At 38.0% G+C, this 19,982-nt stretch carries 22 protein-coding genes, 2 tRNA genes and 1 pseudogene; 10 read left to right on the top strand and 15 right to left on the bottom strand.

The features are described from left to right. The first annotated feature begins 66 nt into the window (after positions 1-66). Positions 67-876 carry an LIC13212 family protein gene (locus tag LEP1GSC202_RS08840; RefSeq protein ID WP_039928441.1) on the top strand — a complete coding sequence of 270 codons (810 nt, stop codon included), beginning with the start codon at positions 67-69 and terminating at the stop codon, positions 874-876. Between the two features lie 24 nt (positions 877-900). On the opposite strand, the gene LEP1GSC202_RS08835 is transcribed toward LEP1GSC202_RS08840, so the two are convergent. After that, a complete protein-coding gene (locus LEP1GSC202_RS08835) occupies positions 901-1,128 on the bottom strand; it encodes a hypothetical protein (protein WP_015677408.1) in 228 nt (75 codons plus the stop codon). Next, a complete protein-coding gene (locus LEP1GSC202_RS08830; RefSeq protein WP_015676827.1) occupies positions 1,125-2,480 on the bottom strand; it encodes an MFS transporter in 1,356 nt (451 codons plus the stop codon). Before LEP1GSC202_RS08830 ends, LEP1GSC202_RS08835 begins: the two co-directional genes overlap by 4 nt. A 69-nt stretch (positions 2,481-2,549) precedes the next feature. Here LEP1GSC202_RS08830 and LEP1GSC202_RS19640 point away from each other — a divergent pair, with 69 nt between their 5' ends. From LEP1GSC202_RS19640 to lpxD, 4 genes are all read left to right on the top strand, one after another. Then, positions 2,550-2,789, top strand: a complete 240-nt coding sequence (locus tag LEP1GSC202_RS19640; protein ID WP_341830636.1) for a (2Fe-2S)-binding protein — start codon at positions 2,550-2,552, stop codon at positions 2,787-2,789. Continuing rightward, on the top strand, positions 2,786-3,427 hold the full coding sequence (locus LEP1GSC202_RS08825; RefSeq protein WP_015676542.1) for a RibD family protein: 642 nt from the start codon (positions 2,786-2,788) through the stop codon (positions 3,425-3,427). Before LEP1GSC202_RS19640 ends, LEP1GSC202_RS08825 begins: the two co-directional genes overlap by 4 nt. Positions 3,428-3,508: 81 nt before the next feature. After that, positions 3,509-3,940 (top strand): DoxX family protein, encoded by a 432-nt coding sequence (locus LEP1GSC202_RS08820; protein WP_015677119.1) that lies wholly within the window; start codon positions 3,509-3,511, stop codon positions 3,938-3,940. A gap of 93 nt (positions 3,941-4,033) precedes the next feature. Then, positions 4,034-5,092 (top strand): UDP-3-O-(3-hydroxymyristoyl)glucosamine N-acyltransferase, encoded by a 1,059-nt coding sequence (gene lpxD, locus LEP1GSC202_RS08815; protein ID WP_015676623.1) that lies wholly within the window; start codon positions 4,034-4,036, stop codon positions 5,090-5,092. Positions 5,093-5,227: 135 nt separating this feature from the next. On the opposite strand, the gene LEP1GSC202_RS08810 is transcribed toward lpxD, so the two are convergent. From LEP1GSC202_RS08810 to mazG, 3 genes are read right to left on the bottom strand one after another with little or no spacing between them, the layout of a single operon-like run. Continuing rightward, positions 5,228-5,677 carry a hypothetical protein gene (locus LEP1GSC202_RS08810; protein WP_039928438.1) on the bottom strand — a complete coding sequence of 150 codons (450 nt, stop codon included), beginning with the start codon at positions 5,675-5,677 and terminating at the stop codon, positions 5,228-5,230. Between the two features lie 22 nt (positions 5,678-5,699). After that, positions 5,700-6,092 carry an LIC_13241 domain-containing protein gene (locus LEP1GSC202_RS08805; protein ID WP_015677399.1) on the bottom strand — a complete coding sequence of 131 codons (393 nt, stop codon included), beginning with the start codon at positions 6,090-6,092 and terminating at the stop codon, positions 5,700-5,702. 11 nt (positions 6,093-6,103) lie between these two features. Next, on the bottom strand, positions 6,104-6,949 hold the full coding sequence (gene mazG, locus LEP1GSC202_RS08800) for a nucleoside triphosphate pyrophosphohydrolase (protein ID WP_015676602.1): 846 nt from the start codon (positions 6,947-6,949) through the stop codon (positions 6,104-6,106). Between the two features lie 83 nt (positions 6,950-7,032). Here mazG and LEP1GSC202_RS08795 point away from each other — a divergent pair, with 83 nt between their 5' ends. Further along, positions 7,033-7,545, top strand: coding sequence for a DUF6580 family putative transport protein (locus LEP1GSC202_RS08795; RefSeq protein WP_015676648.1), 513 nt, complete (start codon positions 7,033-7,035; stop codon positions 7,543-7,545). 6 nt (positions 7,546-7,551) lie between these two features. On the opposite strand, the gene LEP1GSC202_RS08790 is transcribed toward LEP1GSC202_RS08795, so the two are convergent. From LEP1GSC202_RS08790 to LEP1GSC202_RS08775, 4 genes are all read right to left on the bottom strand, one after another. Continuing rightward, a complete protein-coding gene (locus LEP1GSC202_RS08790) occupies positions 7,552-8,502 on the bottom strand; it encodes an alpha-L-glutamate ligase-like protein (RefSeq protein ID WP_015677125.1) in 951 nt (316 codons plus the stop codon). Continuing rightward, positions 8,499-10,085 (bottom strand): 7TM domain-containing protein, encoded by a 1,587-nt coding sequence (locus LEP1GSC202_RS08785; protein WP_015676365.1) that lies wholly within the window; start codon positions 10,083-10,085, stop codon positions 8,499-8,501. Before LEP1GSC202_RS08785 ends, LEP1GSC202_RS08790 begins: the two co-directional genes overlap by 4 nt. Position 10,086: 1 nt before the next feature. Then, positions 10,087-10,551 (bottom strand): ATP-dependent zinc protease family protein, encoded by a 465-nt coding sequence (locus LEP1GSC202_RS08780; protein WP_015676914.1) that lies wholly within the window; start codon positions 10,549-10,551, stop codon positions 10,087-10,089. A gap of 116 nt (positions 10,552-10,667) precedes the next feature. Then, on the bottom strand, positions 10,668-12,455 hold the full coding sequence (locus LEP1GSC202_RS08775) for a chloride channel protein (protein ID WP_015676932.1): 1,788 nt from the start codon (positions 12,453-12,455) through the stop codon (positions 10,668-10,670). 115 nt (positions 12,456-12,570) lie between these two features. On the opposite strand from LEP1GSC202_RS08775, the gene LEP1GSC202_RS08770 reads away from it, so the two are divergent. After that, positions 12,571-13,284, top strand: coding sequence for an LIC10920 family plasminogen-binding lipoprotein (locus tag LEP1GSC202_RS08770; protein WP_015677087.1), 714 nt, complete (start codon positions 12,571-12,573; stop codon positions 13,282-13,284). Positions 13,285-13,307: 23 nt separating this feature from the next. Next, entirely contained in the window at positions 13,308-15,491 is a 2,184-nt protein-coding gene (locus LEP1GSC202_RS08765) for a sensor histidine kinase (RefSeq protein ID WP_015676416.1), read from the top strand. 27 nt (positions 15,492-15,518) lie between these two features. Here LEP1GSC202_RS08765 and LEP1GSC202_RS08760 read toward each other — a convergent pair whose 3' ends face one another. From LEP1GSC202_RS08760 to LEP1GSC202_RS08745, 4 genes are read right to left on the bottom strand one after another with little or no spacing between them, the layout of a single operon-like run. After that, complete coding sequence (locus LEP1GSC202_RS08760) at positions 15,519-16,472, bottom strand: polyprenyl synthetase family protein (protein WP_015676901.1); 954 nt, start codon at positions 16,470-16,472, stop codon at positions 15,519-15,521. Next, a complete protein-coding gene (locus LEP1GSC202_RS08755) occupies positions 16,469-17,368 on the bottom strand; it encodes a transglutaminase-like domain-containing protein (RefSeq protein WP_015677561.1) in 900 nt (299 codons plus the stop codon). The genes LEP1GSC202_RS08760 and LEP1GSC202_RS08755 overlap by 4 nt, the downstream gene beginning before the upstream one ends. Positions 17,369-17,416: 48 nt before the next feature. Then, positions 17,417-18,229 carry a transketolase gene (locus LEP1GSC202_RS08750; protein ID WP_015676676.1) on the bottom strand — a complete coding sequence of 271 codons (813 nt, stop codon included), beginning with the start codon at positions 18,227-18,229 and terminating at the stop codon, positions 17,417-17,419. 9 nt (positions 18,230-18,238) lie between these two features. Beyond that, positions 18,239-18,628 carry a hypothetical protein gene (locus tag LEP1GSC202_RS08745; protein ID WP_039928433.1) on the bottom strand — a complete coding sequence of 130 codons (390 nt, stop codon included), beginning with the start codon at positions 18,626-18,628 and terminating at the stop codon, positions 18,239-18,241. Between the two features lie 84 nt (positions 18,629-18,712). Between LEP1GSC202_RS08745 and LEP1GSC202_RS08740 the strand changes: the two genes are divergently transcribed. Together LEP1GSC202_RS08740 and LEP1GSC202_RS08735 are read left to right on the top strand one after the other, a co-directional pair. After that, positions 18,713-18,787 (top strand) — tRNA-Thr (locus LEP1GSC202_RS08740). A 12-nt stretch (positions 18,788-18,799) separates the two neighbouring features. Continuing rightward, positions 18,800-18,881, top strand: a tRNA-Tyr gene (locus tag LEP1GSC202_RS08735). Between the two features lie 200 nt (positions 18,882-19,081). Here LEP1GSC202_RS08735 and LEP1GSC202_RS20435 read toward each other — a convergent pair. Further along, positions 19,082-19,471, bottom strand: a pseudogene (locus LEP1GSC202_RS20435) (HEPN domain-containing protein). Beyond that, positions 19,461-19,769, bottom strand: a complete 309-nt coding sequence (locus LEP1GSC202_RS08725) for a nucleotidyltransferase domain-containing protein (protein ID WP_015676407.1) — start codon at positions 19,767-19,769, stop codon at positions 19,461-19,463. Before LEP1GSC202_RS08725 ends, LEP1GSC202_RS20435 begins: the two are co-directional and overlap by 11 nt. Positions 19,770-19,982: the final 213 nt, after the last annotated feature.

The following is a 19,982-nucleotide window of genomic DNA, read 5'->3' as shown; positions in this document are numbered from 1 at the left end:
CACTTCCATTCAAGAATCGACACAGAAAGATTCGATACTATAAAGGACAACATCTAGAGGTATGTCATGATGCTACGATTTTCCATCCTTCTTTTTACTCTCCTTGGGATGACTGCTCTTTATGCAGAAAAACCTGCTTCCGCGACCTTAAAGGAAAGGGAGACCCAAAAACAAATCGACCTGCAAAGGAAAAATGGATTCGGTGATAACGAAATCGATACCCTTCACGCGAGTATCATCGAAAACCTTCGTAAGATGAAAAAACTCCAAGAGTTAGGTGTGGATAAAACGGCAGCCCAATACCTTGCACAAACTCCCCAAGAACACAAAGAATTGTACAAAAAAGATAAAGATGGAAAACCTTATTTGGAAATCAAACTTCCGCAAGGCCAATCCTACATCGACTACCCTACTGTATTTTTGTATGATGGGATCGCTTACCTTTATCCCAAAGAAGACTTTAGTGACTTAGACAAAATCATTTTATCATTTCGAAGAGTGAACGCAGATGGAACCATCCACGTAAAAGAAATGCGTAGGCTTATCAACCCAACTCCAAGATCCGAAAGTACGGAAAAAGATGAAAAAGGGGAAGCAAAACTAGATACCAACTCGGATATCCGATTGGAGTATTTTAGATCCTTAACTTCAGATACCATTTGGCCAAATGATCCGGTCCAACCAGCGGAAGCAGACATTGCAATGGTATTAAATGATGAAAAAGACCCTCTACCGTATGACAAACAAAAACACATTATGATGTCTTACAAAAAGATGTTACGTAAAATTGCAAAATTTACTGCATTTAAATTACGTAATATCGAGTTGGACCAAAAACAAATGATCACAAAAATTTTGGATTATAATACAAACTAAATTGAATCCGATTTAAACAATACCTCAAGATTGTTGTTTTTCCCTTCGACTCATGAGGAGCTGCGAAATCGTTTGCTCCTCTGTCACATACTTCCTCTTAAGATACGACAAAGCATTATTGATAAAACGAGGAACCTTTTTCTCTGCATCCAACAAATCCATTTTAGTTAACATCAATTCGTCGATGGTAGCGAGAGCCAAATTTCTTTGGCTCTGGTGTAATTCAAAATCGTCCTCGTCTTCTACAATCATGTTTTTTCTTGGAACCGATTGGCGGCTTCCACTCCTCTCTCTTCATTCACAAACAAGTTTATGATTAGCGAAATTAAGTAAAAGAAAGCAACAACAAGGAAGGCATTTCGTAAAGTTACTAACGTTTGGATATAACTGAATAAAAATAATCCTACTGCTGCCGCAATTTTACCAGATAGTCCCCACATTCCAAAAAACTCACCCGATTTAGACTCAGGGCTAAAAATACCTACGAGTGCACGTGAGGCAGATTGAGTGGAACCAAGTCCCATTCCTGCCAAAGAAGAGATGAACACAAACACCCATTGCACAGTCCAGTTTTTACCAAGCATACCATTCAAAAAGGATGTGAGGTCATGGACATAATAAATCAATCCACAAGTTACTAGCCATAAAACAAGGGTAAGGTTGAATGTTTTTTTGGCGCCAATGCTATCTTGGATCACACCAAATGCAAGTGCGCCTAATGCCGCAAAAATTTGGATAAAAATAAACATGGCTTCTTTGTGTTCTGATTCGATATGAATTTCGTGGGATCCATAAATGAAGGCAAACGAAATGACTATTGCAAGTGCCGCCATGGTGAAAAACAAAGATACCAAATAAATCATCAAATCTTTGAAGTGAGTTGCATCTTTTAAGGTTTGTACCACTCGGTCCTTTCCAATTTTAAAATAATTCACCTTGTGAGTTACACCAAGAGGCAAGTGTGGTTCTTTTAAAAAGAGAAACGTGGGAATCGCGGCTACTAGGAAAAATATAGCAGTATATGGACCAACTAACTTTAAGCTTTCAAAGTTTTCTAATGAGATAGCACCCAATTTTGAAGCAATGTAAACAGAACCAATTCCGCCAAAATAACCGATGCCCCAAGCATACCCTGAAATTTTCCCAAGGTCTTCTTTGGCACCAAGAAAGGGCAAAAAACTAGAGGCAAAGTTCTCACCCGAAGCAAAGAAAAAATTAGAGATCGCAACTAAAACGAAACCCAACCAAATCATTCCAGGTTCTACATAATACAATGCGAATGTAGCGAAGATACAGCCGATATAACTTAAAAATAGATAGAATTTCTTTTTTGAGCTGTAATCTGAAATGGCACCAATAATTGGTCCCGTCAACACTACGAATACATAGGAGGCTGCCAGTGCCCAAGCCCAAACGGAACGACCATATTGAAAAGGATCCGAAGAATTTGGATCAGACGGAACAATTAAATTGGTAAAAATCTCACAGTAAACGACACTGATAATGACCGTTGTGTACGAAGAATTCGCAAAATCGAACATACACCATCCGAATATTTCGCGATTTTTTTTCTTTTTGGCTTCCGGGTTTTTGTCTTTGGACATAGAGGGTTTTAGAATTTTCCTTGGTTGAAAGTAATTAAAGAGTTTCCCTCCCTTTCGTAAATCTGTCAAATGATTAGTTCAGGTATGGATCCTTTCGATTTAAATTCCCTCATGAGGCCAAAACGGGTCTGTTTATGTCGAATGGTGACAGAAGACGAATTAGTCCGTGCCATCCATGCGGGTGCCGTAACCATGGAACAAATTAGAGAAACAACAAGAGCCTCTACCGGCTGCGGGACCTGTTCAATGCAGGTCTACCACATCCTCCAGCGCGAATTGCAGAATCTCTCCCGGAGGAAAATTTCATGAAATTATCGATTAATATGGCGATGACCTTAGATGGAAAGGTGGTTCGCCCTGATGGCCGTTGGTATGGCCTCACTTCTTCGGAAGACAAAACCCAAATGGACGTATATAGGTCTCAGTCCGATGCTGTCCTCATTGGCAAAAACTCCATTTTAAACGACAATCCCATTGTGAAAATCCGTGCAGTTCCCAATGCCTTAAACCCAAGGCCGGTCATTCTGGTTCGAAAAGGAACACTCCCTCCAGACAAACATGTGTTTGAAGAATCTGATCACATCCCTCTCGTCATCTGTACAAAATCAAATTTAAAAGAAATCAAAACCAGTTTAGAGAACAAAGCAGAAATCTTTGCATTGGACTCCGATGACATCGATCCCAAAAAAGTGACAGGCATCCTCAAAAGAAAGGGGTATAAGAATGTCCTTCTCGAAGGTGGACCGAAACTCAATTTTTCCTTTTTAGAAGCTGACCTTGTGGACCGCATTTACCTCACGGTTGTTCCATTTATCATTGGGAAAACTGGCCTTGCGGGCATAGCAGACCGGAATGCTGAACTTCCTGGATTTGATAAACAAAACTGGTCTCTCAAACAACATTTTGCAAAAGGGAACGAAATCTTTCTCGTTTACGAAAAAACCTGAAAAAAAATCGATTTTTTGGATTGACCAGGATCTCCATCATTAAATAGTTTGATATTAAACTATTTAGCAATAAGAGGTTCTATGTTTTACAAATTACTCGCAACCAACAAAGACATCACTCTCACAATCCTTCGTGTGACACTCGGTGTTGTCATTCTCCCACACGGCGCGCAAAAAGTTCTAGGAGCTTTCGGTGGATACGGATTCGAAGGAACCATGGGATTTTTTACCGGTATGGGAATTCCTTATGTCCTAGCTCTACTTGCCATCATCGCTGAATTTTTTGGTGCGATTGGGCTGATCCTTGGACTCCTCACAAGAGTGGCTGCGTTTGGAATTTTTTGCACAATGCTTGCTGCAACCGTTCTTGTCCACTTGCCAAATGGATTTTTTGCCGACAAAGGTGGATACGAATTCCATATCCTTACATTTGGTCTTGCAATTCCATTAATCATCAAAGGAGCTGGATCGTTCTCTTTAGATGATATCATCGCTCATAAAATCGAAGGATAACCAAAACTTTGTTGGTTAAGACTACCTAATAGTGTTAGCCAAACTGAAACCTCTCTGATTCCTTGTCTTAAATCCATTGATAAGGAATCGGAGATGACTCAAATCAATCTAACTACACTCCAAACATTACTTCCAGAAGCAAAATTTCAAAATTCCGAAACCATAAAGAATGTAAACTTCACTGGTCTTACTTCCTTAACACTTGCTGGTCCTACTGACATATCCTTTGTTGCTTCCAAAACATTTGTCAATGAGGCAAAGGTTTCCAAAGCATCTTTACTGATCGTATCTTCTGAAACTGCTGAATCACTGAGTGACAAAGCAATTATTGTGGTTTCCAAAGTAGAACTGGCGACTGCAAAAATCATCCGAATCTTTTTCCCTGAAAAACAACCTACTGGAAAACGAAGCACACAAGTTGCCATTGACCCAAGTGCAAAAATTGGATCCAACACTGACATCGGACATTTTGTAACCATTGGAAAAGATTCCATCATTGGGAATGACTGCATCATCGAAGATGGAGTCAAAATCGGAGACCGTGTGCATATTGGTGATGGAGCCCGCATCGGAAAAAACTGCGTATTCTTTGATGATACCATCGTTGGGAAACGATTCATTGTATTTGGAAATTCTACTTTTGGTGGGGATGGATTTGGATTTGTTTTTGCAGAAGGCAAACACAACAAAATCCCTCAAGTGGGACGTGTGGTCATTGGGGATGATGTAGAAGTGGGAAGCAATTGTACGATTGACCGTGGTGCTCTCACCGACACAACAATTGGAAATGGTTGTAAATTTGATAATATGGTTCACATCGCTCACAACTGTAAGGTGGGAGACCATGTCATCATTGCTGGCCAATCGGGTCTTGCTGGCAGCGTGACCCTTGGAAACAATGTCATCATCGGCGGTGCTTGTGCCATCAGTGACCATTTAACACTGGTAGATGGAACGATTATTGCTGGTGGATCAAGCCTACGAACTTCACCAAAAACAAAAGATGTGTATGTGGGTTGGGACTTAGGACTCACCTTCCCTGAATTCCAAAAGTACAGAGTGAACATCAAAAACATCGTGAACCTTAACAAATGGCTCAAACGAATTGAAAACATTGAAAAAAAAGTGGGGATTGAATCAAAAGAATCGTAAACTTTTGCAATTGTTTTTAGAAACTCCAATCACAGTTTACGTTTCGTAGGCTGTGATTGAAAAAATATCTTTGCCAATCTCTCTTTTCGTCTCTAAATAAACTTTTAATTCATTCGAGAATCGATCGGAGTATATTCATAAAGAGCCCTTATATAATTGCACCTTTCCGTAACTATCGGTTTCGCCCTTTCGATTCGTTGTTTTATAAAAATAACCATCAGGAAAGGTTTCCAAAATATGCAAATAAGTTATGGAATTTAAGCTTTTATTGATACTATCAGGTGATAAAATTGGATCATTCATTTCCAGTGTCTTTTTTTCTGCTGTACAGGAAGAAATCCATTTCACTGATTGCCGAATATAGTGATTGGGATATTCTCTATAATCGATTTCTTCCTTTTCTCTCCTTACGATGATGATCTTTCCCACCTTACTTTCATAAATGAAAGTGCCTACATGGAATCGATCACATTTGTTATTGTTGTTGAGAGCAAAGTTGTATGCAGGTATCAATAATAAAATAATGAGGAGTATACTTTTGAGATTAAAGTTCGACTTGATTTGATACCAAAACTTATCTTTCATGATGCAAATCTCATGTTTTAATTCACGTTCTCGAATCCAAATACAATTGTACCCTAGATCTCACATCTTCTATGACGGAAGGATTTGGAAATGAGACAGGATTCCCTTCGGGATCGGCCCAAGAGAACACATCTCCTTCTAACTTTCGTAAGCTCAAATAAAAAATGGGAGCAGGATTACGACGGTTTCCTTCAACCCCACCTAATCGAAGTGTAATGGAACCCATATCAGAGACCACCCATTCAAATAACTCACCTTCCATTTTGGTTTTCCACCGAATGGGAAAGACAATCTCATGACTTAAATCAAAATTGGTTTGGTGATCAAACTTTGGATAATGTTCAGACAACCATTTGTAGGCGATGATCGAAAATTCTTTTAGAGTTGGTAAATCGTTTAAATCGATGGAATTCATTTTAATTTCATTCAAATTTTCTTACGTAAGTTGTCTTTCGCCATATCCCAAAACTTGTCGAGTTTCTCTAAGGAATGATCTTTCATTGACTTTCCCGTTTTTGCAACATACCCTTCTAACACACGAAACCGAGTTTCAAATTTTTCATTGGCACGACGGAGGCAAGTTTCCGGATCGATGGAAAGTTTTCGAGACAAATTCACTAACAAAAAGAAAATATCACCTAACTCATCTTCAATCCTTTCATCGTATGGTAACTTTTTAGATGTTAAAGAACCTTGTTTTTGGAGTTCCGTGTCAAGTTCCTGAATCTCTTCTTGGAACTTTTGGAAAACTCCTTTTACATTCGGCCAATCGAATCCTTGTTTGGTGACTTTGGATTGGATTTTTTCAGAACGTTGGATGGCTGGAAGTGCTTTTGGAATTCCAGAAAGAATACTTGAATCAGAATCTACGAACCCTTTTTTCTCTTTTTCCTTTTGTTTCAATTCGTCCCATTGGGTAAGAACTTGTTCTCCCGTACCAATTCCTTCCTTGTTGCCATAAACATGTGGGTGGCGGTACACCAATTTTTGAAACACATCGTTTGCCACGTCATCAAAACTAAAGGCCCCACGTTCTTCGGCAAGTTGGCTATGGAAGGTGATTTGGAAGAGTAAGTCCCCTAGTTCTTCTTTTAGGTGGTTGTCATCACCTCGTTCGATTGTATCCACCACTTCATAAGTTTCCTCTAATAGATGGGGGATCACAGAAAGATGGGTCTGTTCTTTGTCCCAGGGACAACCTTCGGGACTTCGTAAATCCGAAGTGAGTTTGCGTAGATTTTGGATGGGTGAATCAAAATTAGGAGGGTTCACTCGTTGTATTTTTCCCGATCCACCCGGGAAGCAAAGGCAAATTTTATCTTGCGAAAGCCCCCCCCCTTTACGAGTCTATCCCTATGTTCCAATCTCGTGTTTCTGTTGCCATCCTGATGGTGATTGCCACTGTCCTAAGCCGTATTTTACCGCACCCTCCGAATTTTACGCCTGTTTTGGCTGTTTCCCTCTTCTCTGGTGCTTACTTAGCGGACAGAAGGATTGCTCTCGTCGTTCCCATCCTTGCGATGTTTGTTTCTGATCTTTACTTAGGACTCCATGACCTAATGCCAGTCGTTTATGGATTCATGGTTTTATCTGTTCTTTTCGGGAAACAAATTGGGACTTCTATGGCAAAATCCTTTGGATACACTGTGGTTGGTTCGGTACTATTCTTTGTGGTGACAAACCTTGCGGTTTGGTTTACCAGTGGGATGTACAGTTTGGATGTAGCAGGACTAAGCCAATGTTTTGTTTTGGCACTTCCATTTTTCCAAAACTCCATCCTCGGTGATTTAGTGTATTCAGGAATTTTGTTTGGAGCAATGGCGTTTCTCAATCGCACCGTATTCCAAACAGCAAAACAAACCGTTTAATTGTTTCTACAACTCGTTTAAGATTCGGTGGACTCGGTCTTTTGGACCATCCGCCGAATTCCGGATTTTCTCCACTAATTTCAATCTAGCAAGTAAACCCATTCGATTCGCAATTTGGATTCCAAGGCCTGGCCTTGCGTTCATTTCCAAAAGTAAAGGACCTCTTTTTTCATCTAACACAATATCTACGCCGAGATAACCAAGACCTGACATATCAAAACAACGAGAAGACATCTCTAAAATATCATTCCAATGTGGGATCACACGACCGCTTAATGTTTGCTTGGTGTCTGGATGAATGAGGATGAGTTTGTCATTACAAACCGAATGGGTTAATGTTCCATTTGTCAACTCTACCCCAACTCCGAGTGCTCCTTGGTGGAGGTTTGCTCTACCACCTGATTCCTTTGTGGGCAATCGTAACATAGCCATCACAGGATATCCCAAATACACGATCACACGAATATCGGGAATGCCCCGAAATGAAATCTCATGGAAAAATGGATGGCACTCCAATCGCTCTTGTAAAATACAAGTGTCCGAATTTCCATCAAGGGAATACAATCCTGATAATATGCCAGAGATATGATGGTTTAGTTCTTTTTCACTGACAACCTTTCCATCCGATTTATGAAAGCTGACCTTTCCATTTTCCAATTCGTCACTATGGCTGATTACCATAATTCCATTACCCATTCCACCATTCGCTGGTTTGACAACAAACCCAGGATGGTCTTTCACCAAATCTTTTGTTTTTTGGATCCCACCAAAAGTATCGATGAGTCCATAATGTTTTGGCATCGGTACATGGAATTGCCTCGTGAGTTCTGCTGTTTTCCATTTGTCATCAACAAGTGGATAAAACTCACGTGGATTGTTTGGTAAAATGTATTCACCGATCCTTCTATTGATCCCAAGGATTCCTTCTCGTTCAAATTGTTTGAAAATTGAAATCACGATTTAAAAATTTCCTTAAATCGAAATAATTCTGAAACTCGGTAACCTTTATACAAACCAAGGAAAATTTGAATCGCAATGACAATGAGTAAAAGTTCAGGATGGGTGAAAAATAAAATCTGTAAGGAACCAAAGAAAAAAATCATATAACTGATAAGTGCAATCACAAGGGTGCCGAATAATGTGACCATCGTATGCATCACACCTTCTTCGATGATCATAATCGAAAATCGTTCCACAAATATGGTCGTGATGACAATAGGAAATAATGTCACACTCATTTGGTTAAAAATCGATATTTCCTCATTTAAAATTGAAAACAAAATCAAGGTAAGAACTGTGATTGTGAGTAAAATCGATAACCTTGGCACAGCGAGTAAATAAAATTTGTCCAACGCATACCGTTCAAAAAAACCAAGCCCAATCATAAGTAAAAAGAAACCGATTCCAAACCAGAGGTTAGTTTCATAAAAAAACATTGCAAGTAAGATCGGTGTAAAAATTCCAAAGGTTGGAATCCCAATCATATTCCTCGCCACAGACAATACGAGGGCACCGATTGGTATTAATATCACAAGTCGAAATAAATTTTGTAGGGGAGTAGGCAAACTATACAATGAATAATAACGCAAAAAACTATTGCTGGATGCAATTTCCTCGCTATACTCTTTAAAATTATACCTGTTTACATTTGATTTTGTGATATAAGCCGTATAACGAAATGTAGCTGGATCTTCTACTAAACTTCGTTTTTCTTCTACGGACTTCCAAATTGGTAAATAACCAGATACATTACTGGCAAAAACATTTTTATAGGTAGATACAAAATACCATTTCCCATGAAATCGAATTTCGTTCCAAAATGTAATTTTACTTTTATTGTCTTTTTCGGTTTGTTTGTTCAAATCAAATCCAGCAACAGTCCGTGCTTGGATTCCACGCATTCGACAGAGCAATGAAAATAATAAGGATTGTGAGTAGGCGTTACCGCTTCCCAATCGAATCGTATCAGAAAGAGAAATATCCTTATAGGTATTGATAATTTCTTCTGAAATAAAATAATAAATTTGTTTGGCAGCGGACACATTGTCCTTATCATACGGATGGATTTGTTCGTAGAGTTTTTTAGCGAGAACTAACTCCTCCGAAGAATAATGTTTTAAGGATAAATAATAAGGTTCCTTTGTGACTGGTTTTTTGCTTGGTGTGGGAATCTCTGGTTCTGGATCACTGTTCTCATACGGTAACATTTTGATTTTTGCATAGTAACCTACGGGAGAATTCCAATCTTCTCCTTCCCATATTCCCAAATGGCCATATTGTTTTTTCAAAACACGAAATTCCAAATCTTCCGTTTTGGTATTTGCTTTTAGAACTTTTGTTTGGATGAATTGTTTGGGGATTGGGAAATTGACTTCTGAAATCGCTACATTTTCCTTGGGTGAGATGACTACCTGAACGTTGACAGTATCATCAATGGCAACAGGCAATAAGGACAATTCTGCAACATTCAGTTTATATAAGATTGAAAGGATTGGCAAAACAATCAGGACAACGATGGTGATGTAAGTTTTTCGATCCAAATTAATCCCCTAATTGGTGTGATAAAGACACATCGACTAAAAATTTACCACGTAAAAAATTCCTACCGACTAAGATTGGATAATTTAAATTATTCCGATCATTCAAATTGATCATCGTTTCTTCTTTGTACTTTCCAATCTTAATCAATTCACTAATCATAATTCGTTTTTCCGATACACCGGAAGTACTCGTGACTTTTGCTTCTTTAACAAACTTACTTTTTAAGCGAACAGGTTTTTCGTTCACAAAGGTATCAAATAAAATAAAGGTTTCACCGTTTTCAACAACTCTTTCAATATTAATTGCATTGATAGAACAAGACAAGGCTCCGGTATCAATCCTTGCTCTTAGCTTTAATTTCCAATTGGGAAATTCAACCCACTCCACTCTTCCAATGATCGGTTTTAGGTATTGGGGGGGGATCACTATTGGTTTGATGTGTTGGTCGGGTTTTTTTTCAACCACTTGGCCCGAACCAAAACAATTAACGAACAGGAGCAAAATGACAAACACATTAAAAACTGACGTGAATCTAAATACGAATTTTATAATTTTAGAATGATCTTGGTGATTGGAATCTCTCATACAACTTTTCTTTGTTTGTTCTTATTTTTGACTTCATTTTGGTAAGCATTGAATAAATCAATATATCGTAAATAGCCTAAACATCGATTGTCTTCGACAATGGCAAGTTTGTCGACATCATATTCCAATAGAATGCGTAGGGCTTTGCCGAGTGTATCCGATTGACACACCGGTGGCACATCTTGTACAATTTCCGAGCAAGTGATTAGATTTTTAAGTTCTTCTTCATATTCGGGAAGGATTCTATTTTTACGAAGGGAAACAATTCCTTTGTATTCTTCATTCGATCCCACTAAAATAAAATCACTCGCTTGGATTCCTGGTGCATTGGATTGCAATTGTGTGAGGGAAAGATGTTCGGAAACCATTGCATACTTTCGAAACTCAGTAAAATGATCCAAAATACGAATCCGATCCATAATGTCTTGGTTCATATCCCAATGATGGGATGGAGATAAAAATCTGTTTTTGATTTGGTTACGATAAATAGAAATCTTATGTGATAAAACCACAGCGATCATAGCAACAATCATAAGTGCAGGAAGTAATGCATAACTTCCAATCATATCACAAACCATAATCATTCCTGCAATCGGGGCTCTTGCCACTCCTGCAAAAAAGGAACCCATTCCCACGAGTAAAAAGGGAAACACAATGATATTGAGTTCTGGAAATAATACACTTGCCATTGTTCCTACAAAGGCACCTAACATGCCTCCGATGGCAAAGGAAGGTCCAAGCAGTCCCCCTGAACTTCCCGAACCGACAGTAAGGGATGTGGAAAACACTTTAAAAATGGCAACAGCAAGTAAAAAAAATGGCCCAGAAAAACCAAAACTAGTTGAGGTTAACACTTCTCCGTTGATCATCCGCTGGATCAGTCCAAAACCAGAACCTAACACTTCTGGAAAAAGTAATGCAATACACCCAACAATAAGTCCACCAAACGCTGGTTTTAGGAAATTGGGCAATGGAAGTTTTGCAAAAATATCTTGCACAAAGTGGTATACCTTTACAAAAAAATACCCCACAACATAACATAAAAGTCCAAGTATAATATAAAGTGGAATATGACGGTAATCGTTTAAACTATATTCCTTTACTGAAAAGATAGATCCACTTCCAGCGATACTAGTGTAAGTCAGGTAAGCGGTTACTGATGATAAAATGCAAGGTACAAGGGAATCACTTTCTATGTCTTCTTGGTATACCATCTCAACGGCAGTGATGGCACCACCGAGCGGAGCTCGGAATATTGCACCAAGTCCTCCAGCAGTTCCTGCAAGCATAAGGGTTCGCCTCGCTCTAGCACCGGCTCCTAAAAAATTCGCAAGGCTTGATCCAAAACCCGCTCCAATTTGTGCGGTGGGACCCTCTTTTCCACCCGATCCACCAGAACCTAACGTAAGTATGGTGGCAATGGCTTTATAAAAAGGAACTTTAGTGCGAATTTTTCCTTCATTGAAGTGAAAGGCATGGATGAGTGAATCAGTTCCTCCCCCTTGTGCTTCCGGGCAAAAAAAACTAGTGATGATTCCTACGAGCAAACCACCGATGGCCGGTAAAAATAAAATCCAAAGAGGGGATAATTCTCCTACTCTTCCTACAGAATGGAAATGCAAATCCCCTGCAGGTGTTCCTGGGTCATAGCCAATCAAGTTGCCAAAGGTAAACGACTCTGTCCATGTGAGTGCCCAATTGAATCCATATGCTCCAAATCCAGAAAGTAACCCGATGAGAAGGGAATAGACATAAATCGACCTAGGTCCCTGGATCGACAGCATAGTGTTTAGACCGAATGGGAGCCGCATAGGACAAGTTTAGAATTTCCTCCAAATTTCCCAAGGAAATTCTGAATCCTCTTGACCCGAGAAGGAATTCCTGGGACGATAGGATCGTATGTTCCGAATTTACCTCGCATTTTTGGTTCTCTCCGCTTTCTTTTGGGGCTGTGGTCTCAAAAACGAAAACAACGCGGCCCTTACGGTTTTAGATGAAAGCACACCTGCTTTATTCGCGTTTAATGGCGAAGTGGACACAAGTGTGACAACAAGTTGCGGGCGTGCTGCCCCAGCAACAAACACAACAGGAACTACGGGAACCACAACGGGAACTACAGGTACCACAGGATCCACTTCAAACAACACACGTTTCTCGGTGATCTCACAGTTGATTTTCAAAACCAAAGAAACCTTAAACATAAGGTTCCAATACGACAGCACACAAATCCAAGGGAACATCGACCCACAACAAGGGTTTATTTTGGCAGGTGGACTTTTTGGAAAAACAGTCCAAGGAACTCAAGGGACAGTGGAATGGTTCAACCAAGGCATCAATATCGATACTTCAAGCCAAACCACACAACAAATTTCGTTTTTCAATTTAGAAATTCGTTTGAATGGAACTTATAGTACCTCAACGACAAGTGCAGCAACGATTTTACCTCAATGTAATACAACAGATGGTGTTAACTGTACATCAGCACAAACGACAACTCAATGTTTTACTTCAGATAACAGGACTTGTATTGTGCAAAATACAAGTGCAGATGCGAAACCGGTGATCATATCGGGAACCATCAAATGCAATGCACCTAACATTGTGCCACAATAAAGGAAAAAAATTCGTTTTCCTCTTTGCGACTTAGCTTAACACTCTTTCTCTTTCCCTTTTTGCTCTATGCAGAAGGGGAACCATTCCTAGAACATTTAGGCACAAACCCAAACCTTTCCAAACACCAAAAGATGGAAAGACAGGCTCTCTACTACTTTGGTTTTACCAAAGAGAGCCACTATTACCAAATCACTCTCCCAGAAGATAAGGAAAGGTATTTCCATTTTGAAAATGGAATGTTTTCAGAATTTGATTTTGCTTTGCTTGAGGATGGAGTCCTTTTAAAAAACGATTCTGCTGGATTACTTAGAAAAAAAAATCCCGTCGTTTCTTATACGGGAGGATTTTTAATCCCAGCAAAGGAAAAAGGAACGTATCAATTTAGGATTCGATCGGATGATACACATCGGATCAATTTTCGGATTCGCAAAGAATCGGAGCTATTCCAATACACCAAAACTTTATCACTATGGCAGGGACTCTATTTAGGTTTGTGCCTTCTTTTGGCACTTTTCACCGCGATTCAATATGTTTTGTTAAGGGAAAAAATTTCTCTCTATTTAACCATTGCAATTGTAACGGTTTTGTTTACCAACTTACTTAGATCTGGTTTATTTTATGAATTTGAATTTAGCAACCTAACATGGTTTTTTCGGTATGTGCCAGGATTATTAGCTTTAAGTTCTATAGGTTTAGTTCTATTTTTACGTGAATTCCTTCATACGAAAAAGTTATACTCTAACTTTGATAAATACCTCATCCTCTATATATATTTTTTATTTCTCTCCATGTTCATTGTATTCATTGACCTACAATTGTTTTTTCGATTTATTTATACCAATAGTTTGATGTTATCCACTTTTACCTTTGGATATTCAATCTATAGTTTATTTAAAAAAGAAGAACATGCAAAAGTTTTATTTTTTGCTTTCTTAGTAAGACAAATCAGCACTCTATTATTAATTTTTACAAACACTGGTTTTTTACCATCATTTCCATTTTTAAGTTCTGCCAATGAAATTGGTGCGGCAATCCAAATGACAATATTTACGATTGTTGTCTCCAAATTCCAAATCCAAACTCGAATCCTAAAAGAACAAACCGTAACAAAAGTAAATGAAGAATTGGAATTTATGGTTTTGGAACGAACAAAAGAACTCCAATTACAAAAAGAGAAATTAGAAAATGCAATTTTACAATTGAGCCAAACAGAAAACCAATTAGCTCTTTCTGAAAAAATGACGGAGTTAGGAAAACTTGTAGCAGGTGTTGCCCATGAGATCAATAACCCACTCAGTGCCATTAAAGCATCCATCGAAACCTTAATGGAATCCAAACAAAATGAAACATTGCAGTTAGGATCAAAGGAAAATGTATATTCTTCTCTAGACTTAAATCAAATCCAAACACTAACACGTATGTTCCAACACCAATCGGACTTTGGTCTTGTTGCAAGTTATACCGAACGAAAAGAAAAAAAAGCTGAACTCAAAAAAATCTTAAAAGACAATGATTTGGATTATGACGAAGCTACTTTGGAAAAATTTTTAGATGTAGGGATTACGAAGTTAGAAGAAAATCAAATTTTATTGTTACAAAAAGGAAAAGAAAAACTAAAGGATTTAATATTAGAAGAAAAAAACTTTCGCCTTCACTTATCCATTATCCAAATTGCAGTGGATCGTTCCTCAAAGATCATTTTAGCACTCAAAAACTTTTCAAGAGTCACTCATTCAGAACATAGAAAAATATTCACCCTTCTAGAAAACATAGAGACCGTTATTACCATTTACCAATATAGAATGCGAAGCAAAGTTTCACTCAAAAAAACTTTTTTAACAGATGCTACTATCCTTGGTTGGCCAGAGGACCTAATGCGTGTTTGGACAAATTTAATCTTAAATGCTTTGGAAGCGATGAAACAAAAAGGAAATCTTACCATCACTACTGAAAAAAACGGAAAATATGTAGAAGTGAAAGTCATTGATAATGGAGCTGGAATCCCGATTGAAATTCAAAAAAAGATATTTGAACCATTTTTTACCACAAAACAACAAGGTGAAGGAACAGGAATGGGGCTCGGGATCACAAAATCCATCATCGAAAAACATTTCGGAAAAATTACTGTAGAGTCAGAACCAGGAAGGACTTGTTTTTCAATTTTGTTACCGGCCATCGAACTGATTGACCCAAATGCAACAGAGTGATTTGTAAGTTTATTTTTTAAACTAAACCTATGTAAGGCGACCTAGTTGTTCAATAAATAATTCACGTTCTTCTGATTTTGGAAATTGATTCAAAAAAACAAGTAGTTCATTTTTTTCTTTTTCCAATTCTTTGTGTAAAAGTGAAGGGACATGTTTAGCATTCATTAAATCTAAAATGATAGTTTCATCATTGGCATTACGTGTTTCTTTCTGAAACAATTGGTTTAGTTTTCTTTTTTCAAGTAAACTGAGTTTTGATCTTAACACCAAAACAGGATAGGTAAATAATCCATTTTTGAAATCCTTTAGGAATTCTTTACCACTTGCTTTTGAATCTACAAAATAATCCAAACAATCATCTTTTTTCTGGAACAATTTCCCTAACCTAACACCGAATTGGCGAAATTCTTTTCGTTTTTCCTTCGATTGGTTTGCCAGTATCGCTGCTGCTTCCGTACAAACACCAAACAAGGAAGCTGTTTTTCCATAAATGATTTGATCGTAGATTTTTAATGTGATGTTTGGATTTTTTTCCCACTCCATCTGCAATAATTCACTCACAGAAAGGTCTCTTAACACTTGCGAAAAAATTTCCATAAGCTCAGGATTGCCAAGTGTGTTGAGTCGACTGATCCCACATGCCAATAGATAATCCCCTGCAAGGATTGCTGTTTTGTTTCCAAAACTAGCACCAATGGTAGGTTTGCCACGACGGATAGGAGCATTGTCAACTACATCATCATGTAACAAACTGGCAGCATGGATAAGCTCGGCAACACTTCCTACATCAAGCCAACTAACATCTTTTACATTCAGAAACTGACAAAATAAATAATGAGCAAAAGGACGAATCCTTTTTCCTCCGGAAGAGATGACTTGTTTTTTGATTTTTTTAAGGATGGGAATGTCTTCGGATATGATATTGTCTAAATTTTTATCAAATTGAGACAATATAGTTTGGATCTTAAATTTTGATTTCATCCGTTATCCACATGTGTGGATCGACTTTCGAGAATCTGAAGATGATCCTTAATCGTATATTCCATTTCTTTGGACTGATTGTCACGATAGATATGGAGTAAATTGCGGCACATTCTTTTGATCATGGAAAGTGTAGATGCTTTTGTAAAATACTTAGGCGAATTGGTATAACCATTCGCTTCTAAAAATTTTTCACAAGTGAACTTATCTAATAAGACACCACCATGAAATGGGTCGATGTAGGTAAAATACCCTTCTGATTCATATTGCAAAAGAAAATGGAGTGGTAGGTTCGTTCCATATAAAGGAAGACCAAGCCTTTGTGCCACAAGCAGATACACAACCGACAAAGAAATTGGTATTCCCAAACGACTTTTGATCACTTGGAATAAATAAGAATTTCCTGGATCATTATAATTTTGTATGTTTCCAACAAAACCTTCTTCTTGGAACATCACTTGGCAAAGGATTTGCACTTTTAATTCGTCTGTTAGATACCCAGAATGATCATCGTATAACTCAGAAATACGAAGTGCGATACGATCCAATTCATGTTTGATCTCTGCATAATTTTGATCTGGGAAACCAATATTGGATAATTGAACAACCATCTCTTCCAAATCTTTATAATGATTTGTATTCCCACGTAATGTGAGTTTGAAGAAGGAATGACGTAGGCGATGGCGTAGTATTTCTGATTTTAGATTACGTGCTTGGACTCGAAGGTATGGATCTTTCACTTCATCCAAAGCTGATTCCAATTGGATTTGCCAAGGAATACGAGAAGCAATGAGTTTTAAGAGAAAACGTTTTTTTTCTGCAGGGGCAATTTCCCAATCATACAATAAACGGGTGATATCATCCGGGTAAAAATCAGGAAAAGAGTTTTGTCCCATGCAAAAACTATCGTGATAAAATTGAAAAAGTCAATCGAAACAAAAACTTTATGCTAATTCTGCAAGAGCTTGTGCTTCTTGTTCTTTATTTGGTGGAGTACCATGCCACTTAGGATTGTTTTCCATATAAGAAACACCTTTACCTAAAATGGTTCTAAAGACGATGAGTGTTGGTCCACCTGTATGCTCTTTTGCTTTGGCAAATGCAGAAAAAATTTCTTCCATATTATGTCCGTCTGCATTGATTACATTCCAACCAAACATTTCAAATTTTTTATCGAGTGGTTCTAACTTCATCACTTCTTCCGTATTCCCATCGATTTGGATGTAGTTACGGTCCATAAAGGCAATGAGGTTATCTGTTTTGAAGTGAACAGCAGATTGTGCTGCTTCCCAAGTCATTCCTTCACCACACTCACCATCAGAAATGCAAGTATAAATTTTATATGTCTCTTTTTTTAACTTAGCTCCAAGTGCAAGTCCAACCGATACAGACAAACCTTGTCCAAGAGATCCTGAACTAGACTCGATTCCTTTCATATAACGAGTAGAAGGGTGGCCTTGTAAGTATGAATTGATATTTCGAAATGTAAGAAGGTCTTCCACTGGGAAATATCCAGAAAGACCCATTGCTGCATAACGAACCGCGCATACATGTCCATTGGAAAGGATCAAACGATCTCGTTCAGGCATTTCTGGATTTTTTGGATCATGATTTAAAATGGAAGTATAAAGTGCAGCGTAGATATCAGCAAGTCCAAGTGGTCCACCTGGGTGGCCAGAATTGGCAGCTGTAACCATTTTGATTACTTGGATTCGGATATCGTTTGCAAATTTCTTTGCGACTTCAATTTTTTCCATGAACATTCCTTAAAGCGGTTTGGATTGAAATAAAAACAGACCAGAGATATAAACAATCGTGTACAATGGCAAAAAGATGTAATGCAATTTTACATGCAGATTACGAATTCTTTTCCAACCAGTGTAACCCATCACAAGCATCAATACTAAACTTATGGCGGCAAAAAATCGGTGGGTATGAATGACAAATTCTGGAGCCGTCGGATAAATTTGAAATTCCGTAATTCCACCTAACAGATATTTAATTATTAGCAAATAGACGGCTGCGGTTAAATTGAAAAGAATTCCAATTGAATTTGAGATACGGTGTTTTTTTACATCAGTCTTTCGAAAAAAATAACCGGTATAAAAACCCAAAATCGAAAGGGTCATGAAGAAATTTACAAAAAACAGTGCCATCTAGGGTCATTCTGGAAGAATCCACCACCACTCAAAGAATTTTTATTTGACCTTAACCGCTTTTCACAAAAATTGGATATGCATGCCGCCTTAGCTCAGTGGTAGAGCAGCTGTTTTGTAAACAGCCGGTCGGAGGTTCAAATCCCTCAGGCGGCTCCATGCAACTTCTTCGGGTAGGTACTCAAGTGGCCAACGAGGGCAGACTGTAAATCTGCTGGTTTTACCTTCGAAGGTTCGAATCCTTCCCTGCCCAAACTAAGTTTCGTTTCAACGTAACAAAACTCCCAACTAACAACAAACTGAAGGATTCGAATTGAACCCGAGCGACTTCGACCCATAGGGAGAAGTTTCCGCATGGATGCGGAAAAAAGAGCGGTGACGGGCCCGCGCGAACGTAGCCAGGATGGTGGTGCGTTGTGGTCTCTGTGAAACAGAGTTGAGCACGAATTAAAATTATTTTTCTATGAATTGACTAGCCCAATTATAAACTAGTTCCTCTAATTCAGCTGCCTTTGCATATTCAGCTTCGAGAATTTTTTCATAATCACCTGGATATCGAGTAGCCACAGCATAGTCTGTTAAAATTGCAAGTTCCTCAAAGAAACTAGGTTTTTCAATCTAATCTGGCAAAGAAAGTATTAGAGTATTAATATTGTGAGTGAAAAGAAATTCAACATTCTCTTTTATCAAGACAACTTTTAGAGATTTTTTTGCAACTAGTTGGGCATGAAAACAGAGCTGATTGAGTAAATTATCATTTTTATCCCCAAGTTTTGCCAGGGCTAAATCACTTTTTGCATGAATAAGCCAAGTTTCTGGTGAACTTGGGTCATTATGCAGCATATAGTTCTAAACCATCTTGAAGGGCATAAAAATAAATTAAATGTCTACTATTTGAATATTTTTTGAGAGTTTCTGGAGTTGCCACTACAAGATCAAAGGAAATTTTAATATTATCTACTTTCTTATAAATATACTGTGCAATTTCCCTTTTATTTGTTCCATCAGGCATAATGATTAAAAGATCATAATCACTATTTTTGCAAGCAGTGAGAGTTGCTCTTGATCCAAAAAGGATAATTTTTAATGGATTTACGAGAAAAATGATCTGGTTTTTCAGATGTTCTAACTCATTTTCCATAAGAACAGAATACTTCAACTTAAGAAAAAATCAAGCATGAATCACTGAATCTATATGGCTTATTTCATAAATTACAATTAAACTGGTAAGAAAACCAAGTGACATAGATTTGGGACATCTCGCATAACACAACAAAGCTATCAAATTTCAATCAAGCATAACATCCGGTAGCGGCCATGCAGTAGGTTCTTTCTTACACTTCTTAATATCTTG

The sequence above is a fragment of the Leptospira yanagawae serovar Saopaulo str. Sao Paulo = ATCC 700523 genome (genome assembly GCF_000332475.2).
Classification (GTDB): domain Bacteria; phylum Spirochaetota; class Leptospiria; order Leptospirales; family Leptospiraceae; genus Leptospira_A; species Leptospira_A yanagawae.
Note: the sequence above shows the minus strand (reverse complement) of the source record. Positions and strands in the feature narration are given on the sequence as shown.

Bases quoted from the DNA above. Each gene is read 5' to 3' on its own strand.
- LEP1GSC202_RS08840 (WP_039928441.1), top strand. From the start codon at position 67: ATGATGCTACGATTTTCCATCCTTCTTTTTACTCTCCTTGGGATGACT.
- LEP1GSC202_RS08725 (WP_015676407.1), bottom strand. From the start codon at position 19,769: ATGGAAAATGAGTTAGAACATCTGAAAAACCAGATCATTTTTCTCGTA.
- LEP1GSC202_RS08825 (WP_015676542.1), top strand. From the start codon at position 2,786: ATGAAATTATCGATTAATATGGCGATGACCTTAGATGGAAAGGTGGTT.
- LEP1GSC202_RS08820 (WP_015677119.1), top strand. From the start codon at position 3,509: ATGTTTTACAAATTACTCGCAACCAACAAAGACATCACTCTCACAATC.
- lpxD (WP_015676623.1), top strand. From the start codon at position 4,034: ATGACTCAAATCAATCTAACTACACTCCAAACATTACTTCCAGAAGCA.
- LEP1GSC202_RS08760 (WP_015676901.1), bottom strand. From the start codon at position 16,472: ATGAAATCAAAATTTAAGATCCAAACTATATTGTCTCAATTTGATAAA.
- LEP1GSC202_RS08810 (WP_039928438.1), bottom strand. From the start codon at position 5,677: ATGAAAGATAAGTTTTGGTATCAAATCAAGTCGAACTTTAATCTCAAA.
- LEP1GSC202_RS08775 (WP_015676932.1), bottom strand. From the start codon at position 12,455: ATGCTGTCGATCCAGGGACCTAGGTCGATTTATGTCTATTCCCTTCTC.
- LEP1GSC202_RS08835 (WP_015677408.1), bottom strand. From the start codon at position 1,128: ATGATTGTAGAAGACGAGGACGATTTTGAATTACACCAGAGCCAAAGA.
- LEP1GSC202_RS08830 (WP_015676827.1), bottom strand. From the start codon at position 2,480: ATGTCCAAAGACAAAAACCCGGAAGCCAAAAAGAAAAAAAATCGCGAA.
- LEP1GSC202_RS08745 (WP_039928433.1), bottom strand. From the start codon at position 18,628: ATGGCACTGTTTTTTGTAAATTTCTTCATGACCCTTTCGATTTTGGGT.
- LEP1GSC202_RS19640 (WP_341830636.1), top strand. From the start codon at position 2,550: ATGATTAGTTCAGGTATGGATCCTTTCGATTTAAATTCCCTCATGAGG.
- LEP1GSC202_RS08750 (WP_015676676.1), bottom strand. From the start codon at position 18,229: ATGGAAAAAATTGAAGTCGCAAAGAAATTTGCAAACGATATCCGAATC.
- LEP1GSC202_RS08755 (WP_015677561.1), bottom strand. From the start codon at position 17,368: ATGGGACAAAACTCTTTTCCTGATTTTTACCCGGATGATATCACCCGT.
- LEP1GSC202_RS08770 (WP_015677087.1), top strand. From the start codon at position 12,571: ATGTTCCGAATTTACCTCGCATTTTTGGTTCTCTCCGCTTTCTTTTGG.
- LEP1GSC202_RS08795 (WP_015676648.1), top strand. From the start codon at position 7,033: ATGTTCCAATCTCGTGTTTCTGTTGCCATCCTGATGGTGATTGCCACT.
- LEP1GSC202_RS08805 (WP_015677399.1), bottom strand. From the start codon at position 6,092: ATGAATTCCATCGATTTAAACGATTTACCAACTCTAAAAGAATTTTCG.